Source organism: Flavobacterium sp. WC2509 (assembly GCF_052683105.1).
In genome coordinates, this window is the sequence record NZ_JBQZFG010000001.1 from 2461547 (window position 1) to 2478230 (window position 16684).

Genomic DNA, 16684 nt, shown 5'->3' on the forward strand with positions numbered 1-16684 from the left:
AATAGCACTATATGAATAGATTATTTTTTTGTTTAGGAATTTTTATTATTAGTTTTTCTGGATTTTCACAAGTCAAATCTTCATGGAAAGAAGTTGGCGATTCTCGAAAAATAGCAGCTCAAAAGCAAAATGATACTTTATTGTATAATGCTAAACGAGTGTATACCTTAGATTTAGACGAATTTAAGGAATCCCTTGAAAAACTTCATGTAAATGATGGGGTAACTACTAAAGAAGTTTCTGTTGTAATTCCAAATAGCGACGGAAAAATGGAACAGTTTTTAGTGACCGAATCTTCTAATTTTGTTCCAGCTTTACAAGCTCTATATCCTAATATTAGATCCTATTCTGGAACTGGAATTACAGATCCTAAAGCCACTATTAATTTTAGTGTTGCTCCTAAAGGTGTTCAAACAATGGTATTAAGAGGAGGTAGCGCTTCTGAATTCATTGATCCTTTATCTGAAGATAATTCGATTTATTTGGTTTCGACTTCCAAAAGTAGAAGTAAAGGGGAATTACCTATGACCTGTAAAACAGTTGATGTTGCTTTAAATAAAGGTTTGTCTCAGAAAGTAGCAGATTCAAAATCTAATACAGGAGTGTATAAAACTTTGCGATTGGCATTGTCTTGTACGGGGGAATATGCTCAATACTTTGGAGGAACAGTAGCTAACGCATTGGCTGGAATGAATGCGACTATGACAAGAGTAAATGGAATCTATAATAGAGATCTTTCGGTAAAATTGCTACTTATAGCTAATGAAGCAAATATTATATATACCAATGCTGCTACAGATCCTTATTCGAATGCTGCTGTAGGAGTAGGTAATGATACTACTGTAGGTACCTGGCATGCAGAGTTACAGTCAACTTTGACCTCTGTAATAGGAAATGCCAATTATGATATTGGCCATTTATTTGGAGCTTCGGGTGGAGGCGGTGATGCTGGTTGTATAGGTTGTGTTTGTGTTGCTGATGCTAAAGGAAGCGGTTTTACCTCACCAGCCAATCAAAAACCAGAGGGAGATTCTTTTGATATTGATTATGTAGCTCACGAAATGGGACATCAATTAGGTGCAAATCATATTTTTTCATATGATGTAGAGGGAACAGGAGTAAGTGTAGAGCCAGGTAGTGGTTCGACGATTATGGGTTATGCAGGAATCACTGATTATGATGTTCAAAATAACTCAGACGATTATTTTGCATATGCTAGTATTAAACAAATTCAAGATAATTTGGCAACTCTAACCTGTCCGGTTAGTGTTGCAATAAGCAATCAAACCCCAACAGTCAATGCGGGACTTGATTATACTATACCAAAAGAAACTCCTTTCGTTTTGATTGGTACAGCTACAGATCCTAATGGAGATACAATGACGTATTGTTGGGAAGAAAATGATTCTGCTACTAGCAAAGAAAGTGACACTAAGAGTATTGCTTATCTAACCAAAGCTAATGGGCCAAATTTTAGATCTTTTTTACCTATTAGTGATAATAGTCGTCATTTCCCAGCATTAAACAGGGTATTAGGAGGGCAATTATCTTCAAAATGGGAATCGGTTTCTAGTGTATCCAGACCATTAAATTTTGTATTTACAGCCAGAGATAATGCAGCTTCGGGTTTAGCGCAAACGAATTCAGATGCTATGATTGTTACTGTTGATGGAAATAAGGGGCCATTTGCGATTACTTCGCAGACTGATCCAAATGGTAGTTGGATTTTAGGTTCAGCACAAACTATAAATTGGAGTGTTAATGGAACTAATTCGTTACCTGGAGCAGCTAATGTAAATATTAAATTGTCTACAGATGGAGGATTAACTTTTCCAATTGTATTAGCATCCAATACTCCTAATGATGGAGCAGAGGTGATAATGGCTCCAGCTATTACTGCTAAGAACTGTAGAGTTTTAATCGAACCTACAGGCAATGTTTTTTATGCAGTAAACAGTACTCCTTTTGCTTTAGGATATAGTTTAGAAGCCAGTTGTAATACTTATAGTTTTTCGGCACCTTATGACATCCCAGAATCACTAACTTATGCAGAGAAAACCATTGTGGTTCCAGCTACTAATGGTGAAATTACAGATGTTAATTTTAATGTTGCTTTTACTCATGCTTATATTTCAGATGTACAAATTGAAGTGGTAAGTCCAAAAGGAACTACTGTAAAGTTGTTTGATAAGTCTTGTGGAGGGAGTAGTGGTAGTTTGGTTTTGAAGTATGACGATTTGGGCACGGAATTAAAATGTGGTTTATCTGCTAATCAAACGGTTGTTCCTGCTGGTGTTTTGGCAGCTTTTAATGGCGAAAATCCTCAAGGGACTTGGAAATTAAGATTTAGAGATATAGGTGCAGGTGATACCGGAAAAATAGATACAGCATCGATTCAGATTTGTTCTAGTATTTATACAACTTTGGATATTCCTAGTTATGAAATTAGAAATTTCATGTTGTACCCTAATCCTAATAAAGGAAGTTTTACTGTTATGTTTACAAGTCCTGATAAGGAAGATATTCAGGTTTTTGTTACCGATTTATCTGGACGAAAAATTTATCAGAAAACAATTAAAAACACGGGTGTTATCAATGAAGTTGTTCAGATTCCGAATGCACAGGTTGGAATTTATATTGTTACCCTTGTCGATGGCGACAGTAAAGGAAGTTCTAAGATTATAATTAAATAAGCTGTATTTTTCAATATCTATAGGTTTAAGAAATAGTTTTTATGCGGTCCCATTTTTTATAAAAGGACCGCATTTTTTTTATCTCTTCAAAGCGAAATGTCCTTTGAAAACCCTGCCATCTTCTAGCTGAATAGAATACCAATAATCTGAGGCAGGCATTTGTTGACCAATGTAAGTACCATCCCAGCCATCCTCCATTGGATTAATCTGTTTTATCAGTTTCCCATAACGGTCAAAAATTCGAATTATGGTTTTTGCATTTAAAATAGGATTTACCCCTTTTAGGTTCCAAGTGTCATTGTATCCATCCTGATTGGGTGTAAAATAATTTGGGATGCCTAAAACAGCTACTTCTTTCGGGACGATCCCACAGCCATTTAAATCTTTGATATAAACAGTATGTATTCCAGCAGAAACATTAGTAAATGTATTATTAGTTTGATAGTCATCGTTTTCATTGTCTAGAGAAAAAACATAATCACCCGCTCCAGTAGCCAAAACAGTTATGCTGTTGTCCGAAGACAAATCAACAATATCTATTTTTATTGTTGCTTTATCTGATGCATTTACAGTAATTGTCCTTGTTCTGGAACAACCTTGAGTGTTAGTAATCAACACTTTGTAAATTCCTTTTTTATTAACAGTCAAATCATAATTAGTTTCGCCTAGAATTGGATTTCCGTCTAATGTCCATGAATAGGTAAAATTATTTTTTTGAGTTTCGTCTAGCAATCTTGCATTGATGACTTTGGTAAAAGTAGGCAAGTCACTACACACTAGTTCATTTCCTGTTATTAGAATATCTGGTACTGGATTGACCACAAATGGAATAACTGTTGTTGCAGAACAAGTAGAATTGATAGGATTGAAAACTTCTGCTTTTACAGTTTGGGTATTGGTAATAAAAGGATTAGGTAACGGACTCGGAAGAGAGTTGTTATTACTGTCAAAATAGTTTACGCCCATTCCAGTTTGTCCTCCAAGAATTGTAGTTTGAAAACCAGAAGTATCAAAAGCATATTTTCCATCTTGTAATATAGGATCTGCTTCATTATCGCAAACTGTTGTTAATGATGGAGCAATTGGAAAAGCTTGAGGTATATCAGCCACTATAAATTGTAGTGTGGTGTTAAATGAACAAGCTGTTGGGGTATTGTTGGTAACGACCACTTTTAAAGTTTGAGAGCCAGTTAAAAACGGATTTGGCAACGGACTCGAAAGCGAGTTATTGTTTTGGTCGAAATAAGAAACCGTGACATTGGTCAATCCATTCAATAAATTGGCTTGAATAGTTGAAGTGTCAAAAGCATATTTTCCATTCTGATTTACATTGCAATGGTTTTGTATCATCGATTGTATAATTGGAATCGGTTCTACGGTAAGTGTAATGTGGCTTCCCAATCCTAGACAATCATTATTTAATTTACTATCGACACGGATGTAAATATTTTGTGTGTTTGGAGAGCTTGTATTTCTATAATTCGAAATATCCGTAATTGCATTTTTTTCAGCTAAAGCATCGACTAAATTTTGATAATAGGTAATGTCAAATTGCTGTCCAACGGGAAATATACTCAGAATTTGATTCGTTACACTACTAAAATCAAAAGAAGTAATTCCATCAGTATTGTTGCCTAAAACAGCATCGTCACATTGTATAAAATGTTTGTTAAAAGCCAGTGGAATCTGTGTTGTTGAAACAATAAGATTCAGTTGAGCAATTCTAAAACAACCATTAGTATTAGTTACTCTAACGAATACTTGGTCAGCACTAACAGTTTGATTGGTATAACTTGTTGAATTAAGAATTGGGTTGGTGTTGTTTTGAGCATCTAAAGCCGTTTTAAAAAAAGCAATTGTTTCAATAGCTGCGTTTACGGTTATTTTACTGATGGCTTCTTCCAAATTAAAAACACTAAAGCCATCAATATTATCATCACATTGTTTTAAATCAACCACATTAGCAATAACCGGCAAGGCCAAAACATCAATTTTGAATGAAGTAATTGCACTACAATTCACATTGTCTTTGTTGGCTACTTTTACATAAATAGTTTCAGTTGGATTTTGATTCAGGTAAGCAGCTGGAGTTAGAATAGGCTGTGTTAAGCCTGCGTCTTTGTAATAGGAAAGTAAAAATTGGGCAGCCGATTGACCATTCAGAATACTGGTTTCTTTTTGAGTTAAATCAAAAACAACTTTGCCGTCAGTATCTGTTCCTGCACTGCTGTTATCGCAAATCGTTAGATTAGAAATAGTAGTACTCGGTTTTGGTGTATCAAACACATCAATAGTAAATGTAGTTGTGCTATTACATTCTCCATTAGCTTTGTTAAAAACCTCTGCAATAATTGTTTCTTGTTGATAAGGAACTTTATTGGTGTAATTATTTGGAGACGAAATAGCTATTTTATTAGCATAATCCACAGCACTGGCGAAATACTTTATGTCGTAAACAGTAGGGTCTTGCCCGTTAAGAATAGCTGAGTTTTGGGTGGTTAAATCAAAAGAATTCAAGCCGTCATTGTTATCATCACAAGCTAAGATGTTCTGAGGCTGTGTTGCAGTGGGAATAGGCGAAATTATGATTTTTCTTGTTTCGGTAGTTGTATCGGCAGCACTAATCGCCGTAACGGAAACGGAATAAGTTCCAGTGTTTGCGTAGGTATGTGTTGGATTTAAATCATTGGATGTATTCCCATCTCCAAAATCCCAAGTGATCGATGTTATGATGTGGTCTGTATTTAGTTTGAATTGAGTACTTTGGGTCAGACATAAATTTGTAGCTTCAATTTCTGATTTAAAGAAGAAAGATGAAACAAAAGGGGGTAAGCCCAGTTGACATATTCGTCCAGCTAAGTCAACTGTATTTACATTAAGGTCACATGCTGAGCCTAAAAAATTTGGATTATTAATAACACTTAATTTCGAGCCTTGTCCAGCTATATAAATAGTTGCAGCTATATAAATTTTTCCATTAATACCCAGCTGCAGTGCATAGGGAATTATGCCGGGAGTTAAAATAGTAAATGCGGAACCAGCAATATCGTTTGAATTTAGATTGTATTGGATTATACTATTTTGATCTAAATAATTTCCATGTACGGTAAGATATAAAATGTTGCTGTTTGGAGAAAATTCTACTCCATACGTATATAATTGATTACCGATTGGAGTTCTTAAAACTATAGGATTTGAAATTAATCCTGTGGCACTATCAAAATTGAATAATTCGAAATTGTTTTGCTGCCGACAAATCGCTAATTTAGAACCATCCGGCGATATTTTCATGTTACCCATATAATCAAATGAAGATTCCACAGTGCCTACATTCGATGTTACTGGGATAGCGCTTAAACCTTGTGAACTTAGTAAATAACTATAAAAAATATTATTGCCGCAACCATGTGTAACCACCCAATAATCAATCTTATTAGCATGTTTGACTATCGATAATTTTTCATCAGAAGGTGCGTAAACTTTTATGTTTTTTTCGGTTGTAACAGCTCCAAGGCCTCCATCAAGGCTAATATCAACAATAGAATACCTAAAACCATTTGGATTACATAGCGCGTCTAATGTAAAAACATAAAATGAATTTGAGGATCCAGGTTTAGGAACTATGGTTGCTGATTGTGTAGCAGACGAATGTCCCAGTAAGCCAGTTCCGTTTTGCATCATCTGATGGTTTTTGTTCCAAATAGTAATACCATCGGTATAAAATAATAAATTGCCATTACTGTCTGCTAAAGTAGCACAACCTTCAAGTGTGTCTAGCTGGCCATCAGTTAGAGCAACAACGCTGCCATCTGGCTGAAACTTCAGTCCCGCTTTTTTTCCAAAATACCAAATACTGGTTTCTTTTTGAGCATAACTGCCTAATGAGAAAAATAAAATAATAAATAATATTTTTAAAGTTCTATACATAAAATTAACATAATTATTAATGTAAAAATAACAATTAACTTCTATAATATTGAAATAACTTACAAATTATGTTAAGAAATTTAAATGAAAAAACCTCGGAAGCATAAAGCCATCCGAGGTAAAAATTTATAACTGTTTCCTTTTAAAAATAGATATTCAAAAAGTAACAACTTTAAGGTAATTGCATTTTATATTACTTAACCGAAAATTTAAAACTAGTTTTTGTTTTATAATTTTCTCCCGGACTCAAGACTGTCGTTGGAAAATCTTTTTGATTTGGTGAATCTGGATAGTGTTGAGTTTCCAAGCAAAAACCAGTTCTGTGAGCGTAAGTTCCACCATTTCTCATAGGTAGAGTTCCATCAAGGAAGTTACCAGTGTAGAATTGAATTCCAGGCTGATCGGTATATACTTCCAATAATCTTCCGCTAGTTGGATCATAAGCCGAAGCAGCAAAACGGTTTCCTTTATCTTGATTATTCAATACCCAACAATGATCATAACCCAATCCTTTTTTCAATTGATCGTCAGTAGCATTGTTAATTCTTGCACCAACAGTCGTAGGTTTTCTAAAATCAAAAGGAGTATTAGTTACATCTGTTAATTTTCCAGTTGGAATAAGCGTCGCATCTACAGGAACTAATTTGTCAGAGTCAATCGTAATTACATGATCTAAAATTGGTTTTGTGAAATCAGCTGATAAATTGAAATACGAGTGCTGTGTTAAGTTTACAACCGTTTTCTTATCCGTTGTCGCGTCATAAGACACATCCAAAGTGTTGTCTTTGTTCAAAGTATACGTTACAAAAACCGTTAAGTTTCCAGGGTAACCTTCTTCCATATCTTTGCTTACGTATTTCAGTTTTAACGAAGCGCTGTCTCCACCTTTTGCTTCTTCTGCAGTCCAGACTGCTCTATGAAAACCTTCTGGTCCACCATGCAAAGCATTTGGTTCATTGTTAATGGCCAATGAATATTGTTTCCCGTCCAAAGTAAATTTTCCTTTTGCAATTCGGTTACCATATCTTCCGATCAATGCACCAAAATACGGATTAGCTTTTTGGTATTGTTCCAATGAATTAAAACCAATCACCACTTCTTCCGATTTGCCAGCTTTATTAGGTACTTTCAACGATGTAATAATACCACCATACGTAATGATGTTGACTTCCATACCTTTTTGGTTTTTCAAGGTATAGCGGTCTATTTGTACTCCTTTTTCGGTTTTACCATATTCTGTTTTTACTATAGACACAGAGTCTGTAGCTTTAGCTTCTTGAGTAACTTCTTCCTTTTTCTCTCCTTTGCACTGTACATTTAAACTTGCTAAACTTAAAATGGAAATTCCAAAAACACAACGTTTTACTAGATTCATATATTTTATTTTTTTTGGGTTAGATATTTTATAAAAAACATTTCAATTTAATAATCAGTTTGCCAATATTGATTATGGCGTGACCCTCCGTAAAAACTCCGGGTCGGGCTTTCCGTTCCCGCTTTTTTTCTTTATCAATTGCCTCGGGTTTAAACCCGAGGCAATTGATAAAGAAAAAAGAGCTCCACTTTAATCCCTCACGCGAACTCTTGTTAACTTACAAATTTAATTTTCAAAAGAGAGTAAGTAGTAACTCTTAAACTCTAACGGAATAATTCCTGCAAGGGTTTGAAAATCTTGCAGGAAATAAAACCAACTTAACTAACTATTTTATATAACATTCCAAAAGAGAAGTATTGTGAATTTAAAGGCATTTTTTGCCATTTACAATTTACAATACACCACTCACAATTTATTAAAGTTTATGCTGAAACAAATGAAAATAAGCTTCATTAGCATTGATAGTATCTTTGAAATTACGGATAGTTGTATTCGCATCGATTACCAATAATTCAATACCAGCAATATCAGCAAAATCTTCCATGAATTCAGTAGTTACTGCTTGACTGTAAACTGTATGGTGCGCACCACCAGCAAGAATCCAAGCTGTAGCAGCAATATCCAAGTTTGGTTTACAATCCCATAATACGCGGGCAACCGGAAGTTTTGGCAACTCAGCCATAGGTTTTACGGCAGTCACTTCGTTTACGATTAATCTGAAACGAGTTCCCATATCTACTAATGAAACATTAATTGCATCACCAGCAGGAGAATTAAATACCAAACGAGCTGGATCTTCTTTTCCGCCAATTCCTAATGGATGCACTTCGCAAGATGGTTTTCCGTCAGCGATAGATGGACAGATTTCCAACATATGCGATCCTAAAACGTATGATTTTTGAGGTGTAAAGTGGTATGTATAATCTTCCATGAACGAAGTTCCTCCTTCAAGACCAACATTCATAACTTTTAATGCTCTCACCATTGCAGCCGTTTTCCAGTCTCCTTCACCACCAAAACCGTAACCATCAGCCATTAAACGCTGTGTTGCAATTCCAGGAAGTTGTTTCCAAGCTCCTAAGTTTTCAAACGTATCTGTAAATGCTCCAAAACCTCCTTCTTCAAGGAAAGCTCTTAAGCCTAATTCAATTTTTGCAGCTTCAGCCAAAGATTGTCTTTGCGCTCCGCCTTCTAAAAGTGAAGGAGTCAAATTATAAGATGCTTCATAAACTGTTAATAAATCAGCTAATTGTGCATCTGTTACTTTTTCAATATGTTTAGTCACATCAGATGAATCATAACCATTAACAGAAACACCAAAACGCAATTGCGCTTCTACTTTATCTCCTTCTGTAACCGCAACTTCACGCATATTGTCTCCAATACGAGCTACTTTTAAGTTTTGCAGTTCATTCCAACCTAAAGCTACTCTTGTCCAGTTTCCCAGTTTTGTCAAAACGCGGTCTTCTTGCCAGTGTCCTACGATTACTTTACGTTTTTTACGCATTCTGGACATCATAAAACCAAATTCTCTGTCTCCGTGAGCCGATTGGTTCAAGTTCATGAAATCCATATCAATAGTTGCCCATGGAATTTCAGCATTGTATTGCGTGTGTAGGTGACACAATGGTTTGTTTAAAATGCTCAAACCACCAATCCACATTTTGGCAGGTGAAAAAGTATGCATCCAAGTGATAATTCCGATACAGTTTTTATTTGAATTAGCTTCTAAACATAAATCCAATACTTGTTTAGGAGATTTCAAAGTGTCTTTAGTAACCACTTTAACTGGAATTTGAGAAGCTTCATCAAATCCTTTTCCCATGATTTTAGCATGTTCTGCTACTTTTAATAATGTTTCTGGGCCGTATAATTCTTGGCTTCCTACTACAAACCAAACTTCTTTTTGTGATATATCAATCATTTTTTTGTTATTTTTTGTTTCAAGTTTCAGGTTTCAAGTTGTTGGAATCTGAAACTATAAAGTTGTTATTTTTTCTTGGTTTTCTTTCATTAAAGTTTCAGGTTTTTTTGAGTTTTCAATAACTTGAAACAAAAAGGAAACCTGAAACCTTAAACAAAATTTTTATTGTCCGTAATACGAATCTTTTCCGTGTTTACGTAGGTAATGTTTTTTGATTAAGGAATCCTTTAATCTTGGAGCATTAGGATTGATTTGTAAAGTCAAATAAGCCATTTCTGCTACAACTTCCAAAACTTTTGAGTTATAAACGGCTTTGGCGGCGTTTTTTCCCCAAGCAAAAGGCCCATGATTTCCAATTAGAACCATTTCTGTTTCTTCGTAATTAAGGTTTTTTTCTTTGAAACAATCCAAAATTTGAATTCCAGTATTATGCTCATAATTTCCTTCAATAAGTGCATCGGCCATTGGTGGCGCACACGGAATATCTGAAGTTAAGTGGTCAGCATGTGTTGTTCCAAAAATTGGAATGTCTCTTTGTGATTGCGCCCAAGCTACAGAATAAGTAGCATGAGTATGAGCAACGCCACCAATATTTGGCCAGTTTTTGTATAGATAAGCATGTGTTTTGGTATCCGAAGACGGACGTAAGCTTCCTTCAATAACGTTGTTGTCAAAATCGACAATTACTATATCTTCAGGTTTTAGGTCTTCGTAAGGAACACCGCTTGGTTTGATTGCAAAAACTCCTTTTTCGCGGTCAACCGCACTTACGTTACCAAAAGTATAAACGACCAAATTCAAGGCGTTCAATTGCATGTTGGCTTCGTAGCATTCTTGTTTTAAATCTTTATACTGTGAACTCATTTTTTCTTTTTTTAATAGATGGATCGGCATAGATACTTAATTGATCGTAAGCCAAAAGCAATTTGTTGTAAGCAGCAACTTTCTCAATTTCTGGAGTATATTCACTTTCAAATGGGCTTCCCATTTTTTGGCTCGCTTCAATTACGTTTGGATAAATTCCAGCGGCAACGGCAGCATAAATAGCAGCTCCCAATGCAGGCGCCTGATCAGACAAAGCTACTTTGATTGGTTTATTCAACACATTGGCCAAAGTTTGCATGATAAATGGCGATTTTCTAGCCACACCACCAATACCAATTACAGTGTCAATACGAACACCTTCTTCTTCAAAACGATCTACGATTTTTTTAGATCCAAAACAAATGGCATTTACCAATGATTTGAATACATGCGGTGCTTTTGTTCCTAAAGATAAGTTTGAAATTGCGCTTTTAAGTTCCTGATTCGCATCTGGAGTTCGTCGTCCATTAATCCAATCTAAGGCAACTGGAATACTTTCGGATAATGGAATTTTTTCAGCTTCAGCAGTTAATTGAATAATTAGTTTGTCGCTGATTTCAGCTTTCAATTGTTCTTTTTGTTCTTCATTCAATAGAGTAGAAGAGGCTAGTAAATTTTCAGTTGGCCACAATAATAATTCTTTGTACCAAGCTAATAAATCTCCAAAAGCAGATTGTCCTGCTTCTAAACCAATATAGCCTGGAATTACAGAACCATCTACTTGTCCGCAAATTCCACGAACGGTTTTTGTTCCGATAGATTCTTTAGTGTCAACAATAATATCACAAGTTGAGGTTCCCATTACACGAACCAAAGTGTGTTCGTCTATTTTTGCTCCTACAGCTCCTGAGTGTGCATCAAAAGTTCCAACTGCGATAACTGTATCGGTAGAAAGCCCTAATTTGGTTGCCCATTCTTGACTTAAATTACCTGCTACTAAATCGGAAGTATAGGTTTCATCGTATAAATTTCCACGAAGGGTTGCCAAATACGGGTCTAATTGACTTAAAAATTCTACTGGTGGTAATCCTTTCCAGTCTTCGTGCCACATTGCTTTGTGACCAGCAGCACAACGGCTTCTTTTGAATGTTTTTAAATCTTTATTGTCGATTAACAAATAGGTCATTAAATCGCAATGTTCCATCCAAGTGTGAGTAGCATTTTTTACGGCTTCGTCTTCTCTGGCAACATGTAAAATTTTGGCCCAAAACCATTCTGAGGAATAGATTCCACCTTCGTATTTAGTGAAATTTTCGCCACCCCAATTGGCAGCTAGTTCATTAATTTCATTTGCTTCATTTATAGCCGTATGATCTTTCCATAAAACCATCATTGCATTTGGATTTTCTTCAAAACCTTTGACCAATGCCAATGGAGTTCCATCTTCGGCAACTGGGATTGGTGAAGATCCTGTAGTGTCAATACAAATACTTCGAATTAATGAAGGATCAACTTTACTGTTTTCGACTACATATTTTATGGTAGTTTCTAATCCTTCGATATGATCCAATGGATGTTGACGAAACTGATTTATTGAGGCATTACAATATTGTTTATTTGCCCATCGCTTATAATTACAAACGCTGGAAGCTAATTCCTGTCCATTTTCAGTGTCAATTAATACTGCGCGAACAGAATCTGAGCCATAATCTAATCCTATTACATAATTTTTCATTCCAATTCTTTTAAAGGTAGCTACAAATATAATATAATTATTTAATAAGTGTGTAAAAAACACTTAATTTCATTCCGACTTGTAAATTTAAATACTTGTTTATTAATTGTTTGTATTTAAAATATATCAAATAGTTATTTCATTTTTAATTTTAAAATGGTAAACGAATAGGCAGGAAGGTTCAAAACTGATTTTTTACCACTCATTTTGTAATCACGTTCAGTTGGAATTATTTTTGTTGGTTCCGCTATTGTGTTGTATTCTTCTAAATTTTGGTTAGTTAAAATAATTAATTTTCCTTTAGCATTTACATTGTTTTCAGATAAGTTGATGGTAACATCTTGGGCTTTACCTGATGTGTTTACTAATTTTAAAATTAACTCTTTCTTTACAACATCTTTTGCAGCAGTAGCATACAATTCATTTTGTCCAGTTAAAGGTTTTCCGTCTTTAGTTATAGCTAACACATCAGTACCTTTATTATTTGAAAATAATTTTTGTACATAATAATTAGCAGTACCAAAAGAGTTTAAATTATCAAACCAAATCATATCTGGAGCCCATTGAAAAGCATCAACATGAGCCATTAAAGGCGCATAAGAAGTTAAATGAACAACATCAGCATTTCGTTCTAAACCAGTCATAAATGCAGATTCTGAAAGAGCAGATAACCAATTATTCTCTTTTAGACCATCTTCTACACCTTTTGGATGTGCAGCATATTCACCCGCAAAAATCTTAGGTCCTTTTCTGTCGTAGTTGTCATATCTTGTAGCATTTTCTTTAAACCATTCTGGGTTTTTATAATAATGTTCATCGACAATATCAGCATTTAATTTTTTAAGTTCTTGCATTCCATAATCGAAAAAAGCACCGTCAGGTGAAGGACCAGATCCTGAAACAATAATCATATTTGGATATTTGGATTTTATAGCTGCTGCAAAAACTTTATATCTCTCGATGTATTCTGGACCCCATTGTTCATTTCCTACTCCGATATATTTTAGATTAAATGGTTTTGGATGCCCCATATTTGCTCTTAATTTACCCCATTCGGTAGTTTCAGCTCCATTAGCAAATTCAATCAAATCCAAAGCATCTTGTACATAAGGATCTAATTCGTTAATTGGAACTAATTCTCCAGAGTTATATTGGCAAGCCATACCACAACTCAAAATCGGAAGCGGTTCTGCTCCTACATCTTCTGAAAGTTGGAAATATTCGAAAAAGCCTAATCCAAAAGACTGGAAATAATCGGGCACTTGTCTGTTTTTAAATTCAAGATTCCATCGGTTAATCATTGTTTCTCTATTTTCAACAGCGCCAACAGTTTTTTTCCATTGGTATCTGTTTTCCAATGTTCTTCCTTCAACGATACATCCACCAGGAAATCTTAAAAATCCAGGTTTCAAATCATACAACAATTGAACAATATCTTTACGCAAGCCATTTTTTCTATTATTCCAAGTTTCCTCTGGAAATAATGAAATCATATCTAAATCAATGGTTCCTGTACCTTCAAAAGTGATTTTTAATTGTGCTTTTGCTTCAGTTGCAGTTGCAATAATTTGAGATGAGTAGTCTTTCCAATCAGTTGATGATGGAGTAATAACAGTTTCTCCCAATACCTTTTTGTCTTTATCAATAAGTTGTAGGATAATTTTTTTAATGGCATTGTTATGATTGGCGGCTTTTAATGAAAGATTATATTTTGCATCTTTCTTAATTCCCATTCCTCTAAAACCTTCATTTATAATGTGGTATCCTTTATCATCGTTAATGAGAATTCTACAAAAATCTGGGTTGTTTGAGTTTTGTGAAGTCCTAACTGGCGTTGCAATCCCCGAATTTGCATTCAAAGAATGTGTATTACTGTTAGGTTGTGACCACCCCATAAAAGGCATGGCAAATTCGAAAGATCTGTTTTTAACCATTTCGGCATATAAACCTCCATCTGCAGCAAAATTGATATCTTCAAAAAAGATACCATACATCGTTGGCTGAATTTTGGTAATTGTTTTGCTAGTATTTACTTCAAGAGTCGTTTGTTGCGCATGGGAATATATTCCATTTAGCAAAAGGCCACAAAGGGTTATTTTGGTGATAAAATTTGATTTCATTTTTTATGTTATTTTAAGATTTAAAGTAATTGGACTTTAAACTAATTTAATTTTTTCATAATCTTTTTTAACATTATTAATACAGTTTAAGCAGTTCCTTTACAATGTTGGCCATAAATCTTTGTCCCACTGTAATTGTTTTACTTGCAGTACTGATTTGCTATTTTGTTTGGCATCATAACCATGATAGATAATATAATCTTTACCGTCAAAAGTATAAACGCTATTATGACCTACACCATAATAATTTTCATCGCCTTTTAGTAGTAGGGTTCCGCCGCCTTGGCTTAGTAAATTTCCGTCTTTGTCTTCGTAAGGGCCTGTAACTTTTTTTGATCTTCCGACTACAATTTTATAGGTGCTTTCTTTTCCTTTGCAACATAAATCCCAAGAAGTAAATAAATAATAATAGTCATTTTTTCTAAAAATAAAAGGAGCTTCAATAGCGGAACTAGCTGCTGATAGAGCGGTATTTCTGCGTTTTGCAATAGTATACCATTCTTGAGGCTCTGCAATTGATTTTAAATCAGGATTTAATTTAAATAGTTTTATTCCATCCCAAAATGAACCAAACGAAAGCCAAGCTGTATTGTTCTCATCAATTATTAAATTGGGGTCAATGGCATTCCATTCATCTCGGTTTGGGTGAGATTGAATTACAATTCCATGATCAATCCATTTATAATTATTGTCTTCTGAATTTAAGGTAGTGTTTGTCGCTACTCCAATTGCTGAAGTGTTTTTGCCAAAAGCCGAAACTGAATAATACAAATAATAGGTATTGTTGTGAAAAGAAATATCTGGTGCCCAAATGTGATTCTTAAAATCAGGGACTACTTTAGTCGCCCAACTCGGTTTCTCTTTGAATACAGCAGGTTCTTGTTTCCAGTTTTTTAAATCTTTGGAACTAAAAACATTGATTCCTTTTCCTGTACAAAATAGATAGTAGGTGTCTTTTTGTTTGATCATAACAGGATCATGAACGGCAATGTCTTGCGCTAATGCTGATGCACTAGTTAGCACAAGGAAGAAAAAGAACAATGCTTTTATTTTGGTATACAATTTCATTTTTTATCTATTCCATTTTCAGTTTTCTGAAAACTGTAATTATTCTGTTATTCCTTCTGTAGTCATAATTACTCTTTTCATAGTGCCATCTTCATTGTAGTATAAGCGATCTACACATACTGACCTTCTAAAACTCCCTCCCTCGGTAGGGATTGAACCATTGTGATAAATAAAATAGGACTTCCCTTTGAAATCAATTATAGCTTGATGATTTGTATTTGAGTTACCCGCTACTTCATTCAAAATCCCTTTGTATTCCCATGGTCCAGTGATTGATTTACTCATGGCGTAAGCAATTTTTTCTGGAAATTGATAAGCATACGATAAATAATACCAGTTTTTGTGTTTGTGAATCCACGGTGCTTCGGTAAAGTTTGGTAAATCTATTGTTTGCATCGGACCATCCATTTCGATCATGTTTTCTTTTAGTTTCACATAATTACAAACAGTATTTCCCCAAAAAAGATAGGCTTGACCCTTGTCATCTATAATCACTGTTGGATCAATATCATCCCAGCTGATTTTAGTTTTGGTAGTCATATCATTGGTAATTAATGCTTTTCCCAAGGCATCTTTAAATGGACCAGTAGGACTATCGGAAACAGCTATTCCTATCGATTTTCCGTGAATTGCACCATGTGATATGGCAACATACCAGTAAAATTTCCCATTTCTTTCAATTACCTGCCCTGCCCAAGCATCGCCTTTTGCCCAAGCAAAATCAGTAGTTTTTAAAGGAACTGGATGTTCTTTCCAATTAATCATATCAGAAGAAGAATAGACCAGCCAGTCATTCATTCTATAAGAGTTAACTCCTTTTCCTGGTTCATCATGACCTGTGTACAGATAAACCATGTCCTTGTAAACAATAGCTGCGGGATCTGCAGTGTATTTATCGGTAATAATAGGGTTATTTATTTTTAGCGATTGTTGTTGTTTTTCGGCAGTAGTTTTATTTGTTACAGTAGCAGTTTTACATGAAACTACAGCTGTAAGAATACTCAAACTGAATAATATTTTTGTGATTTTCATTTTCAT

The 16684-nt window shown here is 34.7% G+C and carries 9 protein-coding genes; 1 reads left to right on the plus strand and 8 read right to left on the minus strand.

Annotation, left to right across the window (positions count from 1 at the left end; genetic code table 11):
- The first annotated feature begins 11 nt into the window (after nt 1-11).
- A complete protein-coding gene (locus tag ACUN3A_RS10270) occupies nt 12-2693 on the plus strand; it encodes a reprolysin-like metallopeptidase (protein ID WP_445551203.1) in 2682 nt (893 codons plus the stop codon).
- Nucleotides 2694-2771: 78 nt separating this feature from the next.
- Here the strand turns inward: ACUN3A_RS10270 and ACUN3A_RS10275 are convergent, their stop codons facing one another.
- The 8 genes from ACUN3A_RS10275 to ACUN3A_RS10310 all read right to left on the minus strand — a co-directional run bounded on the left by ACUN3A_RS10275 (nt 2772) and on the right by ACUN3A_RS10310 (nt 16678).
- Nucleotides 2772-6620, minus strand: coding sequence for a T9SS type B sorting domain-containing protein (locus ACUN3A_RS10275; RefSeq protein WP_445551204.1), 3849 nt, complete (start codon nt 6618-6620; stop codon nt 2772-2774).
- Nucleotides 6621-6813: 193 nt separating this feature from the next.
- Nucleotides 6814-7995 carry an aldose epimerase family protein gene (locus tag ACUN3A_RS10280; RefSeq protein WP_445551205.1) on the minus strand — a complete coding sequence of 394 codons (1182 nt, stop codon included), beginning with the start codon at nt 7993-7995 and terminating at the stop codon, nt 6814-6816.
- Between the two features lie 415 nt (nt 7996-8410).
- Nucleotides 8411-9919, minus strand: a complete 1509-nt coding sequence (araA, locus tag ACUN3A_RS10285) for an L-arabinose isomerase (protein ID WP_445551206.1) — start codon at nt 9917-9919, stop codon at nt 8411-8413.
- 162 nt (nt 9920-10081) lie between these two features.
- Nucleotides 10082-10783, minus strand: a complete 702-nt coding sequence (locus ACUN3A_RS10290) for an L-ribulose-5-phosphate 4-epimerase (RefSeq protein WP_445551207.1) — start codon at nt 10781-10783, stop codon at nt 10082-10084.
- Complete coding sequence (locus tag ACUN3A_RS10295; protein WP_445551208.1) at nt 10767-12458, minus strand: ribulokinase; 1692 nt, start codon at nt 12456-12458, stop codon at nt 10767-10769. Before ACUN3A_RS10295 ends, ACUN3A_RS10290 begins: the two co-directional genes overlap by 17 nt.
- A 134-nt stretch (nt 12459-12592) precedes the next feature.
- Nucleotides 12593-14578: an alpha-L-arabinofuranosidase C-terminal domain-containing protein gene (locus ACUN3A_RS10300; RefSeq protein WP_445551209.1), complete on the minus strand. Its 1986-nt coding sequence runs from the start codon at nt 14576-14578 to the stop codon at nt 12593-12595.
- A gap of 99 nt (nt 14579-14677) precedes the next feature.
- On the minus strand, nt 14678-15646 hold the full coding sequence (locus ACUN3A_RS10305; protein WP_445551210.1) for an arabinan endo-1,5-alpha-L-arabinosidase: 969 nt from the start codon (nt 15644-15646) through the stop codon (nt 14678-14680).
- 39 nt (nt 15647-15685) lie between these two features.
- Nucleotides 15686-16678, minus strand: a complete 993-nt coding sequence (locus ACUN3A_RS10310; RefSeq protein WP_445551211.1) for a glycoside hydrolase family 43 protein — start codon at nt 16676-16678, stop codon at nt 15686-15688.
- Nucleotides 16679-16684 lie beyond the last annotated feature (6 nt).

Bases quoted from the DNA above. Each gene is read 5' to 3' on its own strand.
- ACUN3A_RS10290 (WP_445551207.1), bottom strand. From the start codon at position 10,783: ATGAGTTCACAGTATAAAGATTTAAAACAAGAATGCTACGAAGCCAAC.
- ACUN3A_RS10310 (WP_445551211.1), bottom strand. From the start codon at position 16,678: ATGAAAATCACAAAAATATTATTCAGTTTGAGTATTCTTACAGCTGTA.
- ACUN3A_RS10275 (WP_445551204.1), bottom strand. From the start codon at position 6,620: ATGTATAGAACTTTAAAAATATTATTTATTATTTTATTTTTCTCATTA.
- ACUN3A_RS10280 (WP_445551205.1), bottom strand. From the start codon at position 7,995: ATGAATCTAGTAAAACGTTGTGTTTTTGGAATTTCCATTTTAAGTTTA.
- ACUN3A_RS10305 (WP_445551210.1), bottom strand. From the start codon at position 15,646: ATGAAATTGTATACCAAAATAAAAGCATTGTTCTTTTTCTTCCTTGTG.
- araA (WP_445551206.1), bottom strand. From the start codon at position 9,919: ATGATTGATATATCACAAAAAGAAGTTTGGTTTGTAGTAGGAAGCCAA.
- ACUN3A_RS10270 (WP_445551203.1), top strand. From the start codon at position 12: ATGAATAGATTATTTTTTTGTTTAGGAATTTTTATTATTAGTTTTTCT.
- ACUN3A_RS10295 (WP_445551208.1), bottom strand. From the start codon at position 12,458: ATGAAAAATTATGTAATAGGATTAGATTATGGCTCAGATTCTGTTCGC.
- ACUN3A_RS10300 (WP_445551209.1), bottom strand. From the start codon at position 14,578: ATGAAATCAAATTTTATCACCAAAATAACCCTTTGTGGCCTTTTGCTA.